The organism is Aquimarina sp. AWH4_224, from assembly GCF_056160245.1.
In genome coordinates this window covers 55,792-75,506 of record NZ_JBSWWU010000013.1, presented here as the reverse complement: position 1 = coordinate 75,506, position 19,715 = coordinate 55,792, and the positions used below count along the sequence as shown (strand labels likewise).

At 34.9% G+C, this 19,715-nt stretch carries 20 protein-coding genes; 12 read left to right on the top strand and 8 right to left on the bottom strand.

Annotated elements, in window-relative coordinates; genetic code table 11:
- The first annotated feature begins 97 nt into the window (after nucleotides 1–97).
- From ACXAGJ_RS21330 to ACXAGJ_RS21300, 7 genes are all read left to right on the top strand, one after another.
- A complete protein-coding gene (locus ACXAGJ_RS21330; RefSeq protein WP_474842746.1) occupies nucleotides 98–1,021 on the top strand; it encodes a DUF547 domain-containing protein in 924 nt (307 codons plus the stop codon).
- A 359-nt stretch (nucleotides 1,022–1,380) separates the two neighbouring features.
- Nucleotides 1,381–2,127, top strand: a complete 747-nt coding sequence (locus tag ACXAGJ_RS21325) for a DUF547 domain-containing protein (protein ID WP_474842745.1) — start codon at nucleotides 1,381–1,383, stop codon at nucleotides 2,125–2,127.
- A 73-nt stretch (nucleotides 2,128–2,200) separates the two neighbouring features.
- Nucleotides 2,201–2,911 (top strand): TIGR04283 family arsenosugar biosynthesis glycosyltransferase, encoded by a 711-nt coding sequence (locus tag ACXAGJ_RS21320; protein WP_474842743.1) that lies wholly within the window; start codon nucleotides 2,201–2,203, stop codon nucleotides 2,909–2,911.
- Nucleotides 2,912–2,935: 24 nt separating this feature from the next.
- Nucleotides 2,936–4,051 (top strand): helix-turn-helix domain-containing protein, encoded by a 1,116-nt coding sequence (locus ACXAGJ_RS21315; RefSeq protein WP_474842741.1) that lies wholly within the window; start codon nucleotides 2,936–2,938, stop codon nucleotides 4,049–4,051.
- Nucleotides 4,052–4,173: 122 nt separating this feature from the next.
- Nucleotides 4,174–4,572 (top strand): hypothetical protein, encoded by a 399-nt coding sequence (locus tag ACXAGJ_RS21310; RefSeq protein ID WP_474842740.1) that lies wholly within the window; start codon nucleotides 4,174–4,176, stop codon nucleotides 4,570–4,572.
- Between the two features lie 2 nt (nucleotides 4,573–4,574).
- The gene (locus tag ACXAGJ_RS21305; protein ID WP_474842738.1) at nucleotides 4,575–5,063 is read left to right on the top strand and encodes a hypothetical protein; all 489 of its coding nucleotides are present in this window, start codon (nucleotides 4,575–4,577) and stop codon (nucleotides 5,061–5,063) included.
- Between the two features lie 6 nt (nucleotides 5,064–5,069).
- The gene (locus ACXAGJ_RS21300) at nucleotides 5,070–5,636 is read left to right on the top strand and encodes a YceI family protein (RefSeq protein WP_474842735.1); all 567 of its coding nucleotides are present in this window, start codon (nucleotides 5,070–5,072) and stop codon (nucleotides 5,634–5,636) included.
- A gap of 32 nt (nucleotides 5,637–5,668) precedes the next feature.
- On the opposite strand, the gene ACXAGJ_RS21295 is transcribed toward ACXAGJ_RS21300, so the two are convergent.
- The 8 genes from ACXAGJ_RS21295 to ACXAGJ_RS21260 form a co-directional block, all read right to left on the bottom strand.
- Nucleotides 5,669–6,586, bottom strand: a complete 918-nt coding sequence (locus tag ACXAGJ_RS21295) for a helix-turn-helix domain-containing protein (protein WP_474842733.1) — start codon at nucleotides 6,584–6,586, stop codon at nucleotides 5,669–5,671.
- A gap of 35 nt (nucleotides 6,587–6,621) precedes the next feature.
- Nucleotides 6,622–7,380, bottom strand: a complete 759-nt coding sequence (locus ACXAGJ_RS21290) for an SDR family NAD(P)-dependent oxidoreductase (protein ID WP_474842731.1) — start codon at nucleotides 7,378–7,380, stop codon at nucleotides 6,622–6,624.
- Nucleotides 7,381–7,487: 107 nt separating this feature from the next.
- On the bottom strand, nucleotides 7,488–8,750 hold the full coding sequence (locus ACXAGJ_RS21285; RefSeq protein ID WP_474842729.1) for a POTRA domain-containing protein: 1,263 nt from the start codon (nucleotides 8,748–8,750) through the stop codon (nucleotides 7,488–7,490).
- A gap of 58 nt (nucleotides 8,751–8,808) precedes the next feature.
- The gene (locus ACXAGJ_RS21280) at nucleotides 8,809–10,068 is read right to left on the bottom strand and encodes a POTRA domain-containing protein (RefSeq protein ID WP_474842727.1); all 1,260 of its coding nucleotides are present in this window, start codon (nucleotides 10,066–10,068) and stop codon (nucleotides 8,809–8,811) included.
- Nucleotides 10,069–10,132: 64 nt separating this feature from the next.
- Entirely contained in the window at nucleotides 10,133–10,870 is a 738-nt protein-coding gene (locus tag ACXAGJ_RS21275) for a hypothetical protein (RefSeq protein WP_474842725.1), read from the bottom strand.
- A complete protein-coding gene (locus ACXAGJ_RS21270) occupies nucleotides 10,863–11,861 on the bottom strand; it encodes a glycoside hydrolase family 113 (protein ID WP_474842723.1) in 999 nt (332 codons plus the stop codon). Before ACXAGJ_RS21270 ends, ACXAGJ_RS21275 begins: the two co-directional genes overlap by 8 nt.
- 31 nt (nucleotides 11,862–11,892) lie before the next feature.
- Nucleotides 11,893–12,810, bottom strand: coding sequence for a hypothetical protein (locus tag ACXAGJ_RS21265; RefSeq protein WP_474842721.1), 918 nt, complete (start codon nucleotides 12,808–12,810; stop codon nucleotides 11,893–11,895).
- An 85-nt stretch (nucleotides 12,811–12,895) separates the two neighbouring features.
- Entirely contained in the window at nucleotides 12,896–13,606 is a 711-nt protein-coding gene (locus ACXAGJ_RS21260) for a DUF547 domain-containing protein (protein ID WP_474842719.1), read from the bottom strand.
- A 318-nt stretch (nucleotides 13,607–13,924) separates the two neighbouring features.
- On the opposite strand from ACXAGJ_RS21260, the gene ACXAGJ_RS21255 reads away from it, so the two are divergent.
- The 5 genes from ACXAGJ_RS21255 to ACXAGJ_RS21235 all read left to right on the top strand — a co-directional run bounded on the left by ACXAGJ_RS21255 (nucleotide 13,925) and on the right by ACXAGJ_RS21235 (nucleotide 19,652).
- Entirely contained in the window at nucleotides 13,925–15,226 is a 1,302-nt protein-coding gene (locus ACXAGJ_RS21255) for an NAD(P)/FAD-dependent oxidoreductase (protein ID WP_474842717.1), read from the top strand.
- A 50-nt stretch (nucleotides 15,227–15,276) separates the two neighbouring features.
- A complete protein-coding gene (locus ACXAGJ_RS21250; protein WP_474842715.1) occupies nucleotides 15,277–16,866 on the top strand; it encodes a 4Fe-4S binding protein in 1,590 nt (529 codons plus the stop codon).
- Nucleotides 16,867–17,005: 139 nt separating this feature from the next.
- Nucleotides 17,006–17,488: a toxin-antitoxin system YwqK family antitoxin gene (locus ACXAGJ_RS21245; RefSeq protein ID WP_474842714.1), complete on the top strand. Its 483-nt coding sequence runs from the start codon at nucleotides 17,006–17,008 to the stop codon at nucleotides 17,486–17,488.
- Nucleotides 17,488–18,180, top strand: a complete 693-nt coding sequence (locus ACXAGJ_RS21240; RefSeq protein WP_474842712.1) for a glycosyltransferase family 2 protein — start codon at nucleotides 17,488–17,490, stop codon at nucleotides 18,178–18,180. Before ACXAGJ_RS21245 ends, ACXAGJ_RS21240 begins: the two co-directional genes overlap by 1 nt.
- Nucleotides 18,180–19,652, top strand: coding sequence for a cellulose synthase family protein (locus ACXAGJ_RS21235; protein WP_474842710.1), 1,473 nt, complete (start codon nucleotides 18,180–18,182; stop codon nucleotides 19,650–19,652). Before ACXAGJ_RS21240 ends, ACXAGJ_RS21235 begins: the two co-directional genes overlap by 1 nt.
- Nucleotides 19,653–19,715: the final 63 nt, after the last annotated feature.

The following is a 19,715-nucleotide window of genomic DNA, read 5'->3' as shown; positions in this document are numbered from 1 at the left end:
TTTGATCCATATATAAAACGATATATCTATGGAAACACATACCATATTCGTCGAAATGTAGCCCAAAACCAGGTTTAACCCAATAAATAAACGAACTATGAACAGAGTACTTTTTATGTTATTGGTAGGGATGTCTTTTTCTTGCACTACAAGTAAAGCAGCAGTCCAGACCACGCAAGAAACGCCTATTGCCGAAAACATAACTGCTGAAAAGGATACTGATTCTCCTGATGTAATTATAGAGGAGAAAGCTCCTGATACCATTATTGTTGAAGAAGTAGAAGAAGAGAAATCTGAGAATATTACTCCCATAACTGACACTATTCCTAAAACAATAAAAGAAAAACAAGAACCTATAAAGGCAATAACAGAAAACACTTCTTTTGATCATGAACCATGGAACACCTTATTGGGTAAATACATCTCCAAAGATGGAATGGTAAACTATAAAGGGTTTAAACAAAACGGAAAAGCCTTTAGAGCTTATTTGACTTCCTTGAGCAATAATCCTCCAAAACAATCCTGGAGTAAAAATGAAAAACTTGCCTATTGGCTAAACGTGTATAATGCATTTACCGTAAAACTTATCGTGGATAATTATCCCGTGGTCAGTATAAAAGATATCAAAGACCCATGGGATCTTCGTTTCTTTAGGATTGGTAAAAAATGGTATACGCTAAATGATGTAGAGCATCGAATGCTGAGAAAAATGGGAGATCCAAGAATTCATTTTGGGATTAATTGTGCTTCATATTCTTGTCCAGCATTATCCAATAAAGCCTTTACCGCTCAAAATGTAAATCAAGAGTTGGAAAGGTTAACCATTGCCTTTATTAACGATACGAGTCGAAATCATATATCCAAAGACAAGATTGCGCTATCCAAAATTTTCTCCTGGTTTGCAAAGGATTTTAAGAAAGAAGGTACCATTATCGATTTTTTAAATAAATACTCTAAGGTTACAATTAGTAACACCGCCAAAAAGAGTTTCCTAAAGTACGATTGGGCATTAAATGAATAATAATTCATAGCTTTTTCTTATGTCTTATAACTCGTTACAACCTTTTTAATACCTTTAAAATCAAAAAGTTAATTTTTTTATAAATCTTTAATGAGTAAAATTTGCCTGGTTTGATCTCAACTAAAAAAGGCCAAAAACACAAATAACTGTTTTTCAGTTATTTACAATTTTTAATTTTGAGATTATTTGCATAAAACTCTCTGTTTCTTTGTTTATCAAATTCCTACAATCAACAACAAAAACCTGCACTTTGTGTAAGGTTAATTCTTAATTCCCTACTAAATCCCCACAATAACTGATCAGGTTACGACAATAAAAAACAATTAAGTATTAACCATTCAATTTAAAAACACAAAGAGATGAAAGCTCCAAAAAATATATTCGTTCTAATAGCAGTTTTATTTTTTACTCAAATCAACGCACAGGATAAATTTGATCATAGTGTTTGGGATCAAGCACTTTTACTAAACGTTTCTGAAGACGGAAAGGTAGATTATGACGGTTTTATGAGAGATAGTTCTCAATTGTATAGATATTTTCAACAACTTTCTGAAAATCCGCCACAGGAAGACTGGTCTAGAGAAGAAAAACTAGCATACTGGATCAATGCATATAATGCGTACACTATAAAATTAGTGATCGACAGTTATCCAGTAAAAAGTATTAAAGATATTGATAACCCATGGGGTAAGAAATTTTTCAAGATAGATGGTGTATGGCACAGTCTAGGAGAACTAGAGCATAAAATCCTAAGAAAGTATGGAGATCCAAGAATCCACTTCGCTATCAACTGCGCATCTATTTCTTGTCCAGTAGTATGGAACAGAGCATATACAGCAGAGAATTTACATACGGCTCTAGATCAGCAAACCGAAAAATTTATCAATGATCCAACGCGTAACGTAATTACAGAAAAAGTGGTAAAAGTTTCTAAAATATTTAGCTGGTACAAAAAGGATTTTAAAGTAAATGGTGGAGATGTAAAAGACTTCATCAACAGATATTCTGCAGTAAAAATCACGAATCAGCCAAACAAAGGATACAAAGATTATGATTGGGGATTAAATAAAGGAGCACAAGTAACACCAGCTTTTGTTGTTGACTAAACAAATAGCAAAACAACAGATAAATTTGGTACTTAAATATGTAAATTTATAACCTAATTCTAAGACTCCAAAATTGAAAATATCGATTGTTATTCCTATACTTAACGAAGCAGCTACCATTGGTAAGCTGCTTTCTTACTTAATTCAAAATAGATCTAATAATAATCATGTACAAGAAATTCTTGTTGTGGATGGAGGAAGTACCGATGGATCTCAGGACGTCGTCAATCAGTATGCCATCAACAGTGAAGTACAAGTTAGGTTGATCCCTTCAAAAAAAGGAAGAGCAGTACAACTAAATACCGGAGCGCGAAATGCTACAGGTGATATCTTGTATTTTCTTCATGCAGATTCTTATCCTCCAAAACATTTTGATCATGATATTGTGACCGAAGTTACTAATAGCAATCCAGCAGGGTGTTTTAGAATGAAATTTGATTCTCGTCATCCCTGGTTACTGTTTCTGGGTTGGCTTACACAATTTGAAAGTAAAAAGTGTCGAGGCGGAGATCAAAGCCAGTTTATCACCAAAGAACTATTCGACGAAATTGGTGGATATGACGAGGCTTATATCGTTTATGAAGATAATGATTTGGTAGATCGGCTTTTTGAAATCAACAAGTTTGTCATTATTCCTAAAAATGTGATTACCTCGGCAAGAAGATATCGAGAAATTGGGGTATGGAGACTACAATATCATTTTTTGAACATCCATATGCGAAGATGGCTAGGTGCATCTTCAGAAGATCTCTATCGATACTATAAAGAAAAAGTTGTTTCTTAAAACTTCTTCTTTATCTTTAAAGAAGTGAAAACATTTGATATCTTTTTGGTAGTACTACTTTGTATTGGTGCGATACAGGGTATTGTTTTTGGTATAATTTTATGGCAAAGACAAGGAGTACATTATATTGCTAACAGATTTCTTTCCACTATTCTCTTCTTTTTTTCTTATCGACTGCTGGTAGAAACTTTAAATCTGTTTGGACTTGGCAGGTATGATTTATGGTATCATATTTTATTAGAATACAATTGGATTTATGGTACTCTAATTTACTTCTTTGTAAAAAGTTACGTCAACCCAAAGTTCAAATTACTGAGGAGAGATTGGATTCATTTTCTACCCGTAATCATAGAATTTATTTGGAGTTTTTTTATCAAAGCTCAAAACTTCTTTTGGGATGGAACAAGAGAAAGCCTAACTTGGTTGGGGTACTGGGGGTATGTTGTTTGGATGCACTACCCAACAATGTTTGTCATTTCCGGAGCATTAATTATTTTCTATTGTATCAAAGCAGAAAAAATATTAGATAGAGATCTACAGATTGAAGGTTATCAAATTATCAAAGAAAAATTGATTTGGATTAAACGAGTAGTCACAGTTATGAAAGTATTTTCTATCATTTATGTGTTAGGAATACTCATTGACTTTTTCTTTTTCAATTTCGCCAGTAACTTTTTCTATGGTCACCCCGTATTTATTGGCATGGCTATTATCACGTATTGGTTGGGGTTAGAAGGGTTTTCTAGGAGAAAAGAAAGTGCTTTTAAAGAAGTAGCCACACTATCCACAAAAGAAAAAAAACAACTCGAAAATATAGCAAAAAGCCTGGAAGCAAAAATGAAAGATGATCAACTGTATAAAGATCCAGAGCTTACCTTATCATCCTTATCCAAAGCACTTTCTGTAAAACCCTATTTGGTAACAAAATGTTTGAACACCATTTATCAGAAAAAATTCAATGATTATATTAATGAATGCAGGATTGAAGAGGTAAAAAGATTAGTAAACGATCCCAAGAATGATAATTTCACCTTGCTTGCCCTGGCCTATGAGGCTGGTTTTAACTCCAAAGCTTCTTTTAATCGAGCAGTAAAGAAAATAACCGGAAATCCTCCTAGCGCTCTAAAACTGGCCAATTAGAGGTTTCAATTAAATAATTGAGCCCATTAACTTCTTTCAAAATAGTCTCATTTGTAGAATTGAAACGATTCTCTAATACTTCTGATTCATATTTGTACTCGTAAACATTTAAAATCAAAAAAATGAAACGATCAAATACCGTAGTACTTACAATTTTTATTACCATACTCAATGTTTCAGTTTGCTTATCTCAAACAGATACAGATAGATTGAATGTATTTCTTGGTGAATGGAAAATAGATCTCAGTCCTCAGGATACTACAGATACCAACTTTGCTATGATGCGAATTGATAAAATCAATAGTAAAACAGTAAAAGGTACATTTTATAGGGAAGGAGTAAAAATTACCGAGGGGAGAGTGAACACCCAATTAAATACTGTCTATGTTGCCTTGGTATCTGGCGACAACAGTGGTAGCTATAATACTGCATTTTATTATAAAGATGGAAAATTATATGGTTCTACGCATTCTATCGACAAGGATTTTCTGGCCGTATGGATCGCAGAAAAAAAGAACTAATCATGAAAAACATTGTACTTATTATGTTTGCTTTCAACTTATTTGTTGGCTATGCACAGAGAAATTATGGGACACCTATAAATGACGAACTACCTCAAGAGTTAAAAGAGCTTCGTAAAGTAATTGAGGTAACCAACTTCCCTAAAAAAATTGACCCTATAAAAATAGATGATCAATACTACTGGAAACACAATACGGCTATTTTGTGCAAAGAAAGTCAGATACAAATTATAGAATACGGGGCCTACCTCTTCTACAACGATAAATGGAACTTGAGAAAAAAATACCCGTTGAAAGAGCTCAACAAAAAATTTGGAACTAAAAAACAAATAATACTGCAAGCACATCCGTACACTTGGACAAATAATTGGAGGGTAGATAAAACATTATACGCTGGATGGGCCATGTGGTACTTTATCGGAATTACCAAAAGTGGAGAAAAAGTCTGCGGATACCAAAGGATCCAAACTACAGATCAACTTCTAAATTAACAACTTATGAAAAGCATAAAATTCATATTGATCTTGTCCATACTAATACTGTCAAAATACCAGTGTTGGTCTCAAGAATTTAAATTAGACATAAAGAACTCCAAAATATCCTGGACAGGTAACGCAGCCTTTAGCAGTTATTCACTTACCGGAACCTTAAAAGCAAAAAGTGGTATCCTAAAAATGGACCAGAAAACAATTACCAATTTAAAGGTTGTAATTGATATGAAAAGTCTAAACCATGAAAATAAAGATCTGAGAAGGCATCTCAAAAGTGAAGATTTTTTTGAAGTAAATAAATACCCCACATCCGAATTCAGGTTAGAACAATCGACTTCGGTAGATAAAGGTACCTTGTCTGGATACCTTGTCATAAAAAACCAAAAACATCAAGAAGACATCCCAATAACGTTCCTTATCGAAAAAAATCAAATTTCTTTTATTTTCGAATTTGATGTTGATCGTACCAAATATGGGATTAATCACAACTCGCCAAGTATCTTTAAGAAGCTAAAAGAAACTGCAATCGCCGATAATTTCAAATTAAAAGGACGATTAGTATTTACCAGGTAACTTTTATAGTAAGAAACCTTTATTCTAATATTCTAATTAAAAGTCTTACGAAACGCCAATGGCGATTGATTGGTTTTATTTTTGAATAATTTGGTAAACGAAGCAGGTCGCTCAAAGCCCAGGTTATAAGCAATTTCACTAACAGAAAGTTGAGTAACCGAAAGTTGTTCTTTTGCTCTATCGATAATCGTGTTCTGGATATGTTGTTGCGTGCTCATGCCAGTTAAAGATTTCAGCATGCTACTCAAATAGTTGGGAGAAAGCGTTAATTTACTTGCAACATATTCTACACTTGGCAATCCTAATTCTACCAAATTATCTTGATCAAAATACTCAGAAAGTATAATTTCTAATTGCTCCAAAACATGGTGATTGGATTTATTTCGGGTAATAAATTGTCGCTCATAAAAACGTTCTGCATAGTTAAGCAATAACTCCAACTGAGAAATAATGATTTTCTGACTGAATTTATCAATGTTTGCCTGGTATTCGAGTTCAATATTCTTTAAAATACGTATCATCATTTGCTCTTCTTTTTCTGACAAAAACAAAGCTTCATGAACTGAATATCCAAAAAATCCATAAGATTTGATCTTTTGGGCCAGAGTTGTATTCCAAATAAAATCAGGATGGATAAAAAGTAACCACCCTGATGGCTTTTTGGATCCTATATTTGGATTTTTATCCATACTCATCACCTGATTTGGCGAAATAAACGTCATCAACCCTTCATCAAAATCATACTTCTGCTGGCCATAGAAAAACTTATAAGGTACATTACGTTTTAAACCGATCGAATAATACTCTTGTACTAGTTTTATCCCCTTAACATCTTTTGGATATTGCACCCGGCTATACTCCACCAAACTAATCAGTGGATGTTCTGGTGCGGGAAGATTTGCAAAATTATGATAGTCGCTTATGGTCGAAAGTCGATGTATTGCTGCCATTATAGTAAAGGTATGAATTCACAGTTAATTTTACACTAGACAAGCATCCCTCCAGAAACTTCAAGTCGCTGTGCATTTACCCAACTTGCTTTGTCCGAACATAAAAAGGCCACTACACCTCCGATATCTTCAGGTTCACCGACTTTGCCCAAGGCAGTTATCTGTGAAATAATCGCTCTCTTTTCTTCATTATCACGATTTACTCCTCCTCCAAAATCCGTAGCAATAGCGCCCGGTGCCACTACATTTGCAGTGATTTTTCGATCTCCCAATTCCTTTGCCAAATACCTGGTAAATACTTCAATTCCACCTTTCATCATAGCGTAGACAGAAGCCCCCGGAAAACTAAATCTAGACAAACCACTTGAAATATTGATAATACGACCTCCTTCATTCATAAAGGGTAGAGCTGCCTGAGTTAAGAAGAATATACTCTTCAAGTGTATATTCATCATTTCATCAAACTGAGTTTCTGTAGTATCCTTTATCAAACTATGCAAGCCTGTACCTGCATTGTTAATTAAGAAGTCGAAATGTGTATTTCCCTGTGTCTCCTGAAGATAAACGGTTACCTCATCTATGAATTCTTTTCCTGAAAGTGGTTTTGTTGCATCATATTGAAAAGCTTTGGCCTTTGCTCCTAATGCTTCAATTTCAGAAATGACCTCGTTCGCTTTGGTAACATTTTGATGATATGAAAAGATAATGTGTACTCCATCTTTGGCTAAATTTAATACCATGTCTCTTCCTAATCCACGGCTACCTCCTGTGATAATTGCTATTTTTTGACTCATCTTTATTGTTTTTAAAAATTACAATACAAAGTTGAGCTAATTCTAGCATCGTTTTTTATCCAAATCTTCGTTTATATTGCCGATATCTACTATTTTGATACGGTTCCTTAAAAATACTGTCCAATACCAAACACAAAACCATTGGTAGCATCTTCGGTAACTCCATACCCATAATCTATTCTAAAAGTGGCATTAAAGATCCTTTTATGTATAAATCGTAGACCTACTCCAGGATACAATCGAAAGTTTTGAGAATCCCCAAAATCTCCAAAATCTCCACCAGGATTCCGCCAACTTCCTCCATCGATAAACATATTACTTTGCAGTACAAACCAATCTTTTTCGTACAACGTATGTCTGTATTCTGTATTTAATACAATCACTCCGGTTCCTCGATCAATGGTATTTCCTACACCTCGAATATTTAAGTTATTATCTACTGCAAAAGGAGCAAAGGGAGAATCATCATTAGACGCCAGACCTAAGCGAAGTCTCGAGGCCCAGTTTCCTTTTTTTCCTATACGAGCATGATATAAAAAGTCATTCCACCAAATGATGAAATCAGGGAGCACATTCTGTGTACTAATCACATATTGTGCATTAAACGTACTTTTAAAACCTGAAACATACTGATAATCATAATCTAAATTATCATACTCATATATAAGCTTGAACAAGAGTTTATTTACATCAAAATCCTGAGGAATCCCTTCTGCAGTTACTCCTCTTTTGTACTCATAATCTTCATTAAAGTAATTTACCCCAAGTTCTACTCTATTCTGAAAGTTGAACTGATAGAGACCTAATAATTCATATGAAGTATTGTTATACTTATAATCTGCAGTTCCATTCTCTAAAAAAACAGGTTCTTCGGTAGTGAGGTTACTATAATTTAAAGCCAATCCAAATTTCTTACTAAACAAAAATGGAGCTCTTAAATTGATTCCATAAGAACTATAAATATCATATTGATACAATCCTCCCAAGGTAATATTACGACCTAATAGATTAAATTCGTACAATCCCAATCTGAAGGCAAACTCGTCATCATTAGTAGTATAAAGATTAGCAGAAGGAATGATCGTAAAGTTTTCTTCAACTCCATAAACCACTTGATATCCTTCTTCTTTTTGATGCACCTGATAATAGGCATGCGCGATAGAAGGTAATCTTTTTAATCGTTTGATATCTTCTTCAATAAGCAACGAATCCAATGCAGCTCCTTTTTTTATAGAGCTCAATTTGAGTAGTGCCGAAGTCTTGGTCTTTTTATTCCCTTGAATAACAATTTCTGAGATGGTATTCTCCTGGGCTTGACCAAAAAAGCAATACAATAGGGTAAGTAAGACAAGAATTAGTCTTTTTCGCATTTAGTTCGATTTGTATGAAGCAATTTTATCACAAATGTAAGTCTTATTACACTCTAAATCAAAAATATTGGCCAATCCCAAAGGTAATTCCGTTGGTAGCATCATCACCAATACCATAACCATAATCCAATCTAAAAACAGCATTAAAAATACGTTTGTGGATCAAACGAATTCCTAAACCAGGATAAAATCGCAAGGTGCTGCCATCTACTAATTCTACCAGATCTCCTCCCGGATTACGCCACGTTCCTGTATCAATAAAAACATTACTCTGCACTACAAACCAACCTTTTTCGTAAAAGGTGTGGCGATATTCTGTATTCAAAACAATGGCTGCAGTACCTCTATCAATGGTGTTTCCTGCACCACGAATATTCAATTGGTTATCTACAGCAAAAGGAGCAAAAGGAGTATCGTCGTTTGATGCATAAGCCAATCGCAATCGGCTTGCCCAGTTCCCGAGTTTTCCGACTTTTTTGAAATATTCAAAATCATTTCTTCCAATAAAAAAGTCGTTGAGTAACCCTTCTCCACCAGTTACAAAACGTACATCCAATAAACTTCTAAAACCAGACACATACTGATAATCGATATCAATATCATTATACTCGTATTCTCCTCTATATGTGATTTTATCTGCCGTAAGCCGAGTTGGAGTTCCCAAAGGCAGATCACCGTCCAGAAAATCATATTCTTCGCTGGCGATGTTAATCCCTACTTCTGCTCTATTGTGAAAATTAAATTCGTATAACAGATTTGCTTCAAAAGTCCTGGTATCAAATCGATAATTTACAGTGTTGTCATTTTCGAAGAAAACAGGTTCTTGAGAGACCAGGTTTTTGTAATTGATCCCAAATCCAAACTTATTGGTAAAAAGGTAAGGAGCTTCCCAATATCCCCCATACGAATCAAAGACATCTCGTTGATAAAATCCACCTAAAATCTGATTTCTTCCTAATAAATTAAATTCGAAAAGCGAAACCCGAAACGCAAACTCATCATTGTTATCGGTAGCAATATTGATCCCAGGAATTATGGTGAAGTTTTCTTCAATAGTATAGGTAATCACATAATCAGATCCTTCTTTTTGCAGCTCTGACTCGGCATTGGCGACTCCCGGAAGTCTTTTTAGACGTTCTATATCGGTAGCTACACGTAATGAATCATAGGCAGCACCCGGTTTTACCTTAACTAATTTTCTTATAAAAGATTCCTTGGTTCTTTTCAATCCATTAATGCGTAATTCTGTAACTACCGCATCTTGAGAAAAAGCACAACAAGACATCAAGAAAACCAGAGAAATTAGGATCTTCTTCATAGCAATTTTTTTGTACTGCTATAGACGAATGAGTATGGCTTAGCTTACAAGATTATGGGATAAATCAAGGCTGAAATTGCCTTTGAAGCAAAAGATTGACCCAATTATCCTCGCTCACTCCCATCAATGTATATCCATAATCTTCTCCTACCTCTAAAGTAGGAGGAGTATCTCTGGTAATATTAAGGACAACATTATCTAATTTGTAGTATTGAAATTGCCTTTCGAAAGTATATGTACCTGATAATAATTCGTCATTACGATCAGAAACGACTTGAAAATAGATCTTGTTATCATCAAAAACCCCATCATTCCAACTAAATATTGGCATCCCTGCAACTCCTGTATCAATGGTTACTTGATCACTAAATTCTGTAGGTTTTGTAAGATGTTTCAGCCGAATCGGATTAGAAATATGAAGAACTTCATTTTCAAAAAAGGTGATGATCACCCATTTTTCATTGTCTGAAATTCTATTGAATTTTTTGAGATATCCATTAAAAAAATCAGTAGGAGCTATAGCAACGCTGCGGTAGGCAGTAAAATCATTTTTATCCACATCTAGAGAAGATGTTTCAAAATATCTGATATCTGTGGCTCCAGGTCTGGGATAAAGATAGGTAATGGTCTCATTTTGTTGGTCTGGAGATGAACTGGCACAAGCAATCACATTATCAATTTCTATAGTATTGACAGCTACCAGAGCGGCCAATGTATTGTCCACAACCTGATCATCATCACTTTTACAGGAAAAGAAAAAGATGATTACCAAACCTATACAATATGATAGATATCTATTCAATTTTATATAAAGATCTAATTAATGCTTCTGCAGGTTTATTCTGAATGGTAAAACGATTATTGTTTTTCCCGCCTACATCATCATGATTGTGATACCATTTCCATAAAAACCCTCCGGCAAACCATTTTTCTTGCCAGAATTCTTCATGCAACGCTGATAATGCATTGTTTTGCGCTACCAGATTAGTTTGTCCCTGATTTCTGCTAGAATCCCAGGGTTCTTTGCCTGTATAATGGATACTTCGATATCCAAATTCAGTAAACAAAACAGGCTTTTTTATTTTGTCTTTTAAAGCTACAATCTTTGCTTTATGTCTTTGCCAACCCGACTTTAATTCTTCTATACTTGGCGTATGACTATCTGAGACAGGAAAGTATGCATCTATCCCGATATAATCCAACTGGCTCCAAAAAGGAGCCTTTTCAAACTGATCCCAGTTCTCGGCATAGGTCAACTTGCCCTTATAAATACCTCTGATTTCTTTGATTAAATCGTTCCAATACTTTGGTCTGGTTTGCACGAACGTATGCAGCTCTGTGCCGATACATAGAATTGGTACTTGCATTTCTTGAGCTAAACTGGCGTACAAAAGAATAAAGTCCTTGTATGATTTCTCTAATTGTTTCCATTGTTCTTCAGATTTCATGTTAATATTACCAGTAAACTCACCTCTCCAAACCCAGATTTGTGGCTTTAACATCACCTTTATACCTCGGGCGTTAAGTAGTTCTATGGTTTTTTTGGCACCATCCCTTCGTTCTCCCCACCATTGTCTGTCGATATTAAATACTACAGTCGGTGTTTCCAGATTTCTAAGAAACCCAAAAGGCATCACCGCAGCCCAATTGGCATTTAGTTGCACCACGGGATCGATAGTTTCGGGACCTATCTCTTGTGGAGAGCCAACAAAACTAATCCCATTAATCTTGTTTTGCTGACCCGAACATCCACTTACAATGATTGTAAAAAGCAGTAAAAAAACCTTTTTCATTCGTTTTTTTACTGCTGAAAATACAATTTTATTAGAATACGGCTCTTAAACCTATATTAAAAGTTTCACCTAATCCAGTACTATTTCCTCGGACAAAATTGGTATAAAGTGCTTCTATATTTAATTCTTTGGTAAGCTGATACTTTGCTCCTCCGCCTAGTGCGGTAAAATCTTGTTCGAAATCATTCCCCAAATCAATTAGTTGAGAATGTTGCGCTAAAGCCAACACCGTAAATTTTGAGCTTGGGAAGTAACTAAAAAATACTCCCGGAGTTAGACGAATACTATTATTTGCAAAACTTCCTTGAACTGAAGTTCCGTTTTCTACGATATCTTCTTCTCCAAAGTTTAATTCAGAGTTTAACTCAGTAAATAATTGGAACTTATTCCCAGGAAATGTATAATCATAAAAGAAACGATTTTGCCAAATAAATCCGTTTTGATCAAAAAACACTCCATTTTCAAATTCATTATCCACTAATGGAATAAAAAATGAACTTTGGATCGAAAAGTTATTTACATTTTTAAAAGGAACAAACTTTACCGACGGAGCAATTGATGTTAATCCTGATCTTGCAGTATTACTTTCTCCATCAAACTGAAAAACCTCTAGCGCACCTCTATCTCCTACTACATTTGATCTAAACTCTAATATCAATCCAACATTCCATCGTTTGTTATCCCCAACCCCAGTGTAAGCCTCCAAAGTTGAAGTGAAAAAAGTTTCTCTATCCAAATCTTTGGTTACATCTCCATTATCGTTCGCTGCTCTAGTCTGCGTATATAGGTTATTGAACCATTTAATATCGTATTGACCTTTACCTATTAATTTTGAGGGTGTTAATGTTTGAATTACCGAACCTCCCTGATCATCTTCGTCTTGTGCAAATCCTACAGTGATCGCGAACAAAAATAAAAAAGTGGTTACGATGTTTTTAGTTGATTTCATTTTTTGAGTATTTATCATATTACTAAAACACACAGGGCATATCACTCCCTAATTTTAACAACATGTAGTTAATTATTATGATTATTTATTTGATTGCATTTAAATTCCAGTTGTATGGATAGTAGGAGATCTTAGCTTTGGCAGGAATCTTTTCTTTTCTGAATTGATTTACATAATCGATTTCTGACCCATTATGGGTAAAATCTTCTTTGTACCACTCAAAGATTTGAGACAACTGTACTTTGTTTCCTTTTACCTTGATAAACCTTGGATTATTAAGCGCCTTGGTCGTTTGACGTTGTAATTGTTTATCTAAAGACTCAGGGGTATATGCTTCAGAAATAATTGGGGGACATCCTAAACCAGCACATACCAAAGAAAAGTGAAACCTAGCTTCTTTTGGAAAATTCTTCCGAAGGATCTTATTCTCCAAATCATTAAGCGTAGTTTGCTTACCTCCTAGATTGTAAGTGGTTTTATCAAAAAACCCTTTAATGTTCAACGGTGATTTTACTGGATATTTATTCGTTACTCCTTTTATCACTGCCAAGTTATAGGCATTAATATAAAAAGCTTGAAATGTTTTAGGCTCACTTTTCGAAACTCGAATTTTTGCGGCCTGATCGATCAATTCATTTAATGAAGAGGGGTCTTTCTTAATCTCTGTATAGTTTACTTTACCGTTAACCACATAGGTTTTAAAAAATGCGTCCGCTTTTTTGAAAAACTCCGACGTACTTTGAGAAAACCCTAATTGGGAGATCAACAATATTGCGATGATGATTACTTTTTTCATGAGTATTTTTTTTGTCTATTTATCCTTTATAATGAAGATAAATCCTAATTTTCTACAATTCTAGATTACCTTGGTAACGGTCAATCAGTCGCACCCAAAATGTGCTGCTTACAAATAAATTTTGATTTTGTTCAATTTGTTTTCTACAACCAGAAACAAAGTGAACCATGTTCGATTTAGTTCTCGTTCCTTACAAACTCAATTGTTTTTAGACTGATTCTAAATTATTTGAAGCTCTTAAGTTCTTATATTTATGTACGACTTACTTTGGGAAGTTTTCACTTCTCATTAAAAATTGACAATCAACAACTATCACTTATGGAACACATCGTTATTATCGGAAATGGTATTTCGGGGGTCACTGCTGCTCGGCATATTCGTAAAATGTCTGACAAAAGAATCACCATCATTTCTGCCGAAACAGATTACTTCTTTTCCAGAACAGCGTTGATGTATGTATATATGGGGCATATGAAGTTTGAACATACACAACCCTATGAAAATTGGTTCTGGGAAAAGAACAATATCGAACTTAAACAAGGTTTTGTATCTCAAGTAAAGCATGAATCCAACGAATTAGTCTTTGATTCTGGAGAGACCATGAGCTACGATAAGCTTATTATCGCAGCAGGTTCAAAACCCAATAAGTTTGGATGGCCTGGTCAGGATTTGGATGGTGTCATGGGAATGTACCATAAACAAGATCTGGAGAATCTAGAGAATTATGCTCCCGATAATAAAACATGTAAAAGGGCTGTAGTAGTAGGTGGTGGATTGATCGGAATCGAATTAGCCGAAATGTTACATTCTAGAAGTATTCCGGTTACTTTTTTGGTAAGAGAAGATAGTTTCTGGAATGGTGTATTACCTGCTGGAGAGAGCGCAATGATCAATAGACATATCCTAAATCATCATATTGATTTACGATTAGGAGTTAACCTAAAAGAAATTTTGGCCGACGAAAATGGTAAAGCCAGAGCGGTCGTTGTACAAGAAACCGGAGAAGTAATTGATTGTGAGGTTGTTGGATTAACTGCCGGAGTATCTCCAAATATTGATTTCTTAAAAGACTCTGGGATAGAATTAGGCCGTGGAATCAAGGTAAATCGGTTTTTAGAAACCAATATCCCTAATATCTATGCTATCGGTGACTGTGCAGAACAACACGAATCTATTGGAATGCGAAGACCTATCGAAGCCGTTTGGTATACTGGACGTATGATGGGTGAAACGGTAGCACAAACAATCTGCGGAAATCGAATTGAATACAAACCTGGACACTGGTTTAATAGTGCAAAATTTATGGATATTGAATATCAAACCTATGGTTGGGTATTTGGTAGACCACAAGAATACGAACAACAATTTCATTGGAAACACGAAGACGATACCAAATGTATCACCGTATCCTTCCATAAGGACACCAAAGAATTTTTGGGGATCAACACCTTTGGGATACGAATGAGACACGAGGTTTTTGATCGTTGGCTGACCGAAAAAAGAGATGTGGATTACGTCATGACCAATCTGGCTGAAGCTAATTTCGATCCGGAATTCTACAAAAAACATGAATCCCAAATTCTTTCGGCTTATAACAGTCATCAATTTCAAACTGCATAAGCTTCAAAAAATCAAAACAACAAAAGTCTTTTGACTAAAAAATATTAGAAATGAGTAACAAATTAAATCATAGTATGTCTCTTGCTAGTCCAGATGCCAAGGGAATTACAACCAAACAAAAAGTAGCACTAGCTATTGGCTTTGTAGGAATGTTTATCATGATACTGGCTCTTGCCAATACCAATTTCCCTAACAAAGGAATCTTTTTAACCGCTGCTTTGGGCTTGATTACCCTGGGTACAGTTTTATTTGCCAACAATGCCTATCTCACAAAACTTGAAGGAATAAAAAATGACGGTGTTTGGTTCAAGTCGATGTCTTCTCGAGGAGTTTTAGGATGGCTTACCGGAGTAGTGCTTACCGCATTTTATATTGTGTTGTACTTTTATCCAGAATTATTGGGAATGGGTACAAACGGAGAAGCCAATACAGGATTGATTTCGCTTTTTGATCCCCTAAGTAATTTATTAAGTGGTAGACCAGCAAGCCAGTGGTTCGTTTATGGAACCTTATACACTATAGCTATTCTTGCTTTTGGATATAAATTCATTCTGAAATACAGACATAATAGATACCAACAGTTGCGAACTGTTTCGGTAATGTTTTTTCAATTAGGTTTTGCATTTTTGATACCCGAATTTATGTATGTTATGAATTCAGATGTGCCTTACTATGATCTTAAAAATATGTGGCCTTTGAATTATTATAACTTTGATCAATATAGAATAGATGCCTTTATCAAGACTGAAACTATTGGTCTTAGTCTATTAGCACTTGGTATATTATCCATTTTTGTAATTTCTCCGTTCCTTACCTATAAATATGGAAAAAGATGGTATTGCTCATGGGTTTGTGGTTGTGGTGGATTGGCCGAAACTGCAGGAGATGCATTCAGACAATTATCCAGCAAAAAAGTAAGCGCATGGAAACTAGAAAGATGGTTAATTCATACCGTACTTGTTTTTTCTGTAGTAATGACTACTGCGGTCGTGTATACCTATTTAGGTTATGATCCCAAAAAATATTGGCTGACAAAAGATGTATTCTTGATTAGCGTTGCTGTTTTCTTAACGCTAGTTTTTGCCGGAGTCTTATTATTCAAAAGAAAAGAATTAGGTAAAGATGCCAGATATGGTGCAATAGGGTATTTTGCAGTGATTATTGCTCTTGTAGCGATGCATTTTTCCGGTACTACAAACGAAGTATTTTTAATTAAGGCTGGAACGATGAGATCTGCTTATGGTTTATATATCGGTTCCATATTCTCTGGAGTAATCGGTACAGGATTTTATCCCATACTAGGTAACCGTGCCTGGTGTAGATTTGGTTGTCCTATGGCTGCAATCCTAGGATTTCAACAACGATTATTCTCAAAATTCAGAATTACTACAAATGGAGGACAATGTATTTCTTGCGGAAATTGTTCTACCTATTGTGAGATGGGTATCGATGTAAGATCTTATGCCCAAAAAGGAGAGAATATTGTACGATCGAGTTGTGTAGGTTGTGGAATTTGCTCTGCAGTATGCCCAAGAGGGGTACTGAAATTAGAGAATGATAAGTTAGAAGGTAGAATCAATCCTACAGAAGTTTTATTAGGTAATGATGTGGATTTGATGAATTACGTAAACAATAAATAAGCATACATACTGGAATACTTTCTTCATACAAATGCCACATCCAAAAATTAGGTGTGGCATTTTTAATTCATTAACTTTAAAAAAAATGTTAGTATCCCTATTAGCTTTCGTCTAATGCAGTGTTGTTAACTAATACATCATGATTCATAAATCGTTACTTCTCATCTTAGCCGTTGTATTTTCTGGCCTCACTGCGTTTTCGCAAAAAGAATATCATTACGATTTTTACGCAGATGGTACTGTAAAAGCCGAAGGTTGGTTAAAAGATGGAGTTAAAGTAGATTTTTGGCATTTTTACTATCCCAATGGTGTTGTTTCTAAAGAAGGACACTTTAAGAATAACAAGAAACATGGCTATTGGTATTATTATTCTAAAACCAAAGAATTAGTAAAAGAAGGTCATTTTATTAATGACAAAGCCGAGAAATGGTGGATTATTTACGATATTGCAGCCGGAATAACGCGAAAATACCAATATAAAAACAATAAAAAAGAAGGATATTGTCTACTGTATAGAAACAGCAAACTTTTCAAAGCAGAACGTTATGTAAATGATATTAAAACCGGTGAGTGGACCGACGTTTTCAGCTTTAAAAGAGACAACCCCAACGCTTCATTATAATGCCACCAATCATAAAAGTAATCATACCAGCTTTTAACGAAGAAGATTCTATTGCTCATGTTATTAAAGAAATTCCTGACATTGTTCAGGAGGTAATCGTAGTGAGTAATAATTCTACAGATCATACAGAAAGTGTGGCAAAAAATGCTGGAGCCACAGTATTGAAAGAACCTCAAAAAGGATATGGTTTTGCTTGCTTGAAAGGGATGGAGTATATCGCAGCGCAAGATATTAAACCCGAAATAGTGGTGTTTTTGGATGGTGATTACAGCGACTATCCCGAAGAACTTACAAAAATTGTCAACCCCATAATAGAAAAGGATATAGACCTTGTGATCGGTGCCAGAGTAAAAAATCTGCGAGAATCTGGTTCTATGACTTTTCCGCAAATATTCGGTAATTGGCTAGCAACCAGTTTGATGAAACTTTTTTTTAATGCAAAATTTACCGATCTTGGTCCTTTCAGAGCTATTAAGTACGACAAACTTCTTGACTTAGAAATGGTAGATAAAACCTATGGCTGGACTGTAGAAATGCAACTAAAAGCATTAAAAAAGCATTATAGTTATACCGAAATCCCAGTTCGCTATAAAAAGAGAATTGGTGTCTCAAAAGTTTCAGGAACCATAAAAGGTGCTATATTTGCAGGCGTTAAGATTTTAAGTTGGATTTTTAAATATAGCTTTTCATAATGGATATTGCTATCATTATAACGTATACATTGGCCCTACTCATTATTTTTATGTATAGTTTGGCACAACTGAATCTGCTTTCTAATTATTTAAAAGCACGAAAGCAACCTGATAATGCTCCCACTTTTGATTTTTCCAATCCAGAAGAAATCCCTCATGTTACTGTACAGTTACCTGTTTTTAACGAATTGTATGTGATGGATCGTTTACTGGATAATATCGCAGAGTTAGAATACCCAAAAGAGAAGCTAGAAATTCAGGTACTTGATGATTCTACAGATGAATCTGTGGTTTCTACAGCTGCTCATATCGAAAAACTTCAGAAAACAGGATTAGATATAAAGCATATCCGAAGAGAAGATCGATCTGGGTTTAAAGCCGGAGCCTTGAAAGAAGGACTTAAAATTGCCAAAGGAGAGTTTATTGCCATATTTGATGCCGATTTTTTACCAGGTAAGAAATGGTTATTACAGACGATTCCTTATTTCAAAGATGAGAATATTGGAGTGGTACAAACTCGATGGGGACATATTAATCGAGATTATTCGATGTTGACCAAAATTCAGGCATTTGCTCTGGATTTCCACTTTACTATGGAACAGGTAGGAAGAAATTATAAAGACCACTTTATCAATTTTAATGGTACCGCAGGAGTTTGGAGAAAGAAATGTATAGAAGATGCTGGAAACTGGCAAGGAGATACGCTTACCGAAGATCTTGATCTTAGTTACCGTGCCCAGTTGAAGAAATGGAAATTTAAATACTTGGAGGAAGTAGAAACCCCTGCAGAATTACCGGTAGTGATAAGCGCTGCGCGTTCTCAACAATTTAGGTGGAACAAAGGTGCTGCCGAAAACTTCCAAAAATTATACTGGAAACTGCTTAAAGACAAGTCGGTTCCTTTCAAAACAAAGTTTCATAGCTTTTTCCACTTACTAAATAGTAGCATGTTTTTGTTAGTATTGCTGGTAGCTGTCCTAAGTGTACCTGTGATGTATATCAAGAACAGCAACCCAATGTTTAGTTGGTATTTTAATGTGATCGCCTTCTTTGCGTTGAGCACCGTAATCTTTTTCTTTTGTTATTGGTTTACTTTCAAAAAAATACACGGAAAAGGATTCTGGAATTTTATGGAATACATCAAAATGTTCTTTACTTTTTTCTCTATTGCAATGGGATTCTCTGTTCACAATTCGATGGCAGTACTTGAAGGTCATTTTGGAAAGAAAAGTGAATTCGTACGTACTCCAAAGTTCAATGTAAAATCGTTGAAAGACTCCTGGAAAGGAAATAAATATATCAACAAAAATATTTCGGGGAATACGATTATAGAAGCCCTGCTGATGGCCTATTTCGGCTTTGCATTGTATAGCGCATTCGAATTGCAGGATTTTGGTCTGTTTTTATTCCACATCATGCTATTCCTTGGTTTTGGTTTTGTATTCTTTAAGTCGGTAACCTCTAAGCTATAATGTTACAACAATGGAAATACCATAAGTTTTCCATACTTCTTGTTGTACTGGGGTTATTATTTT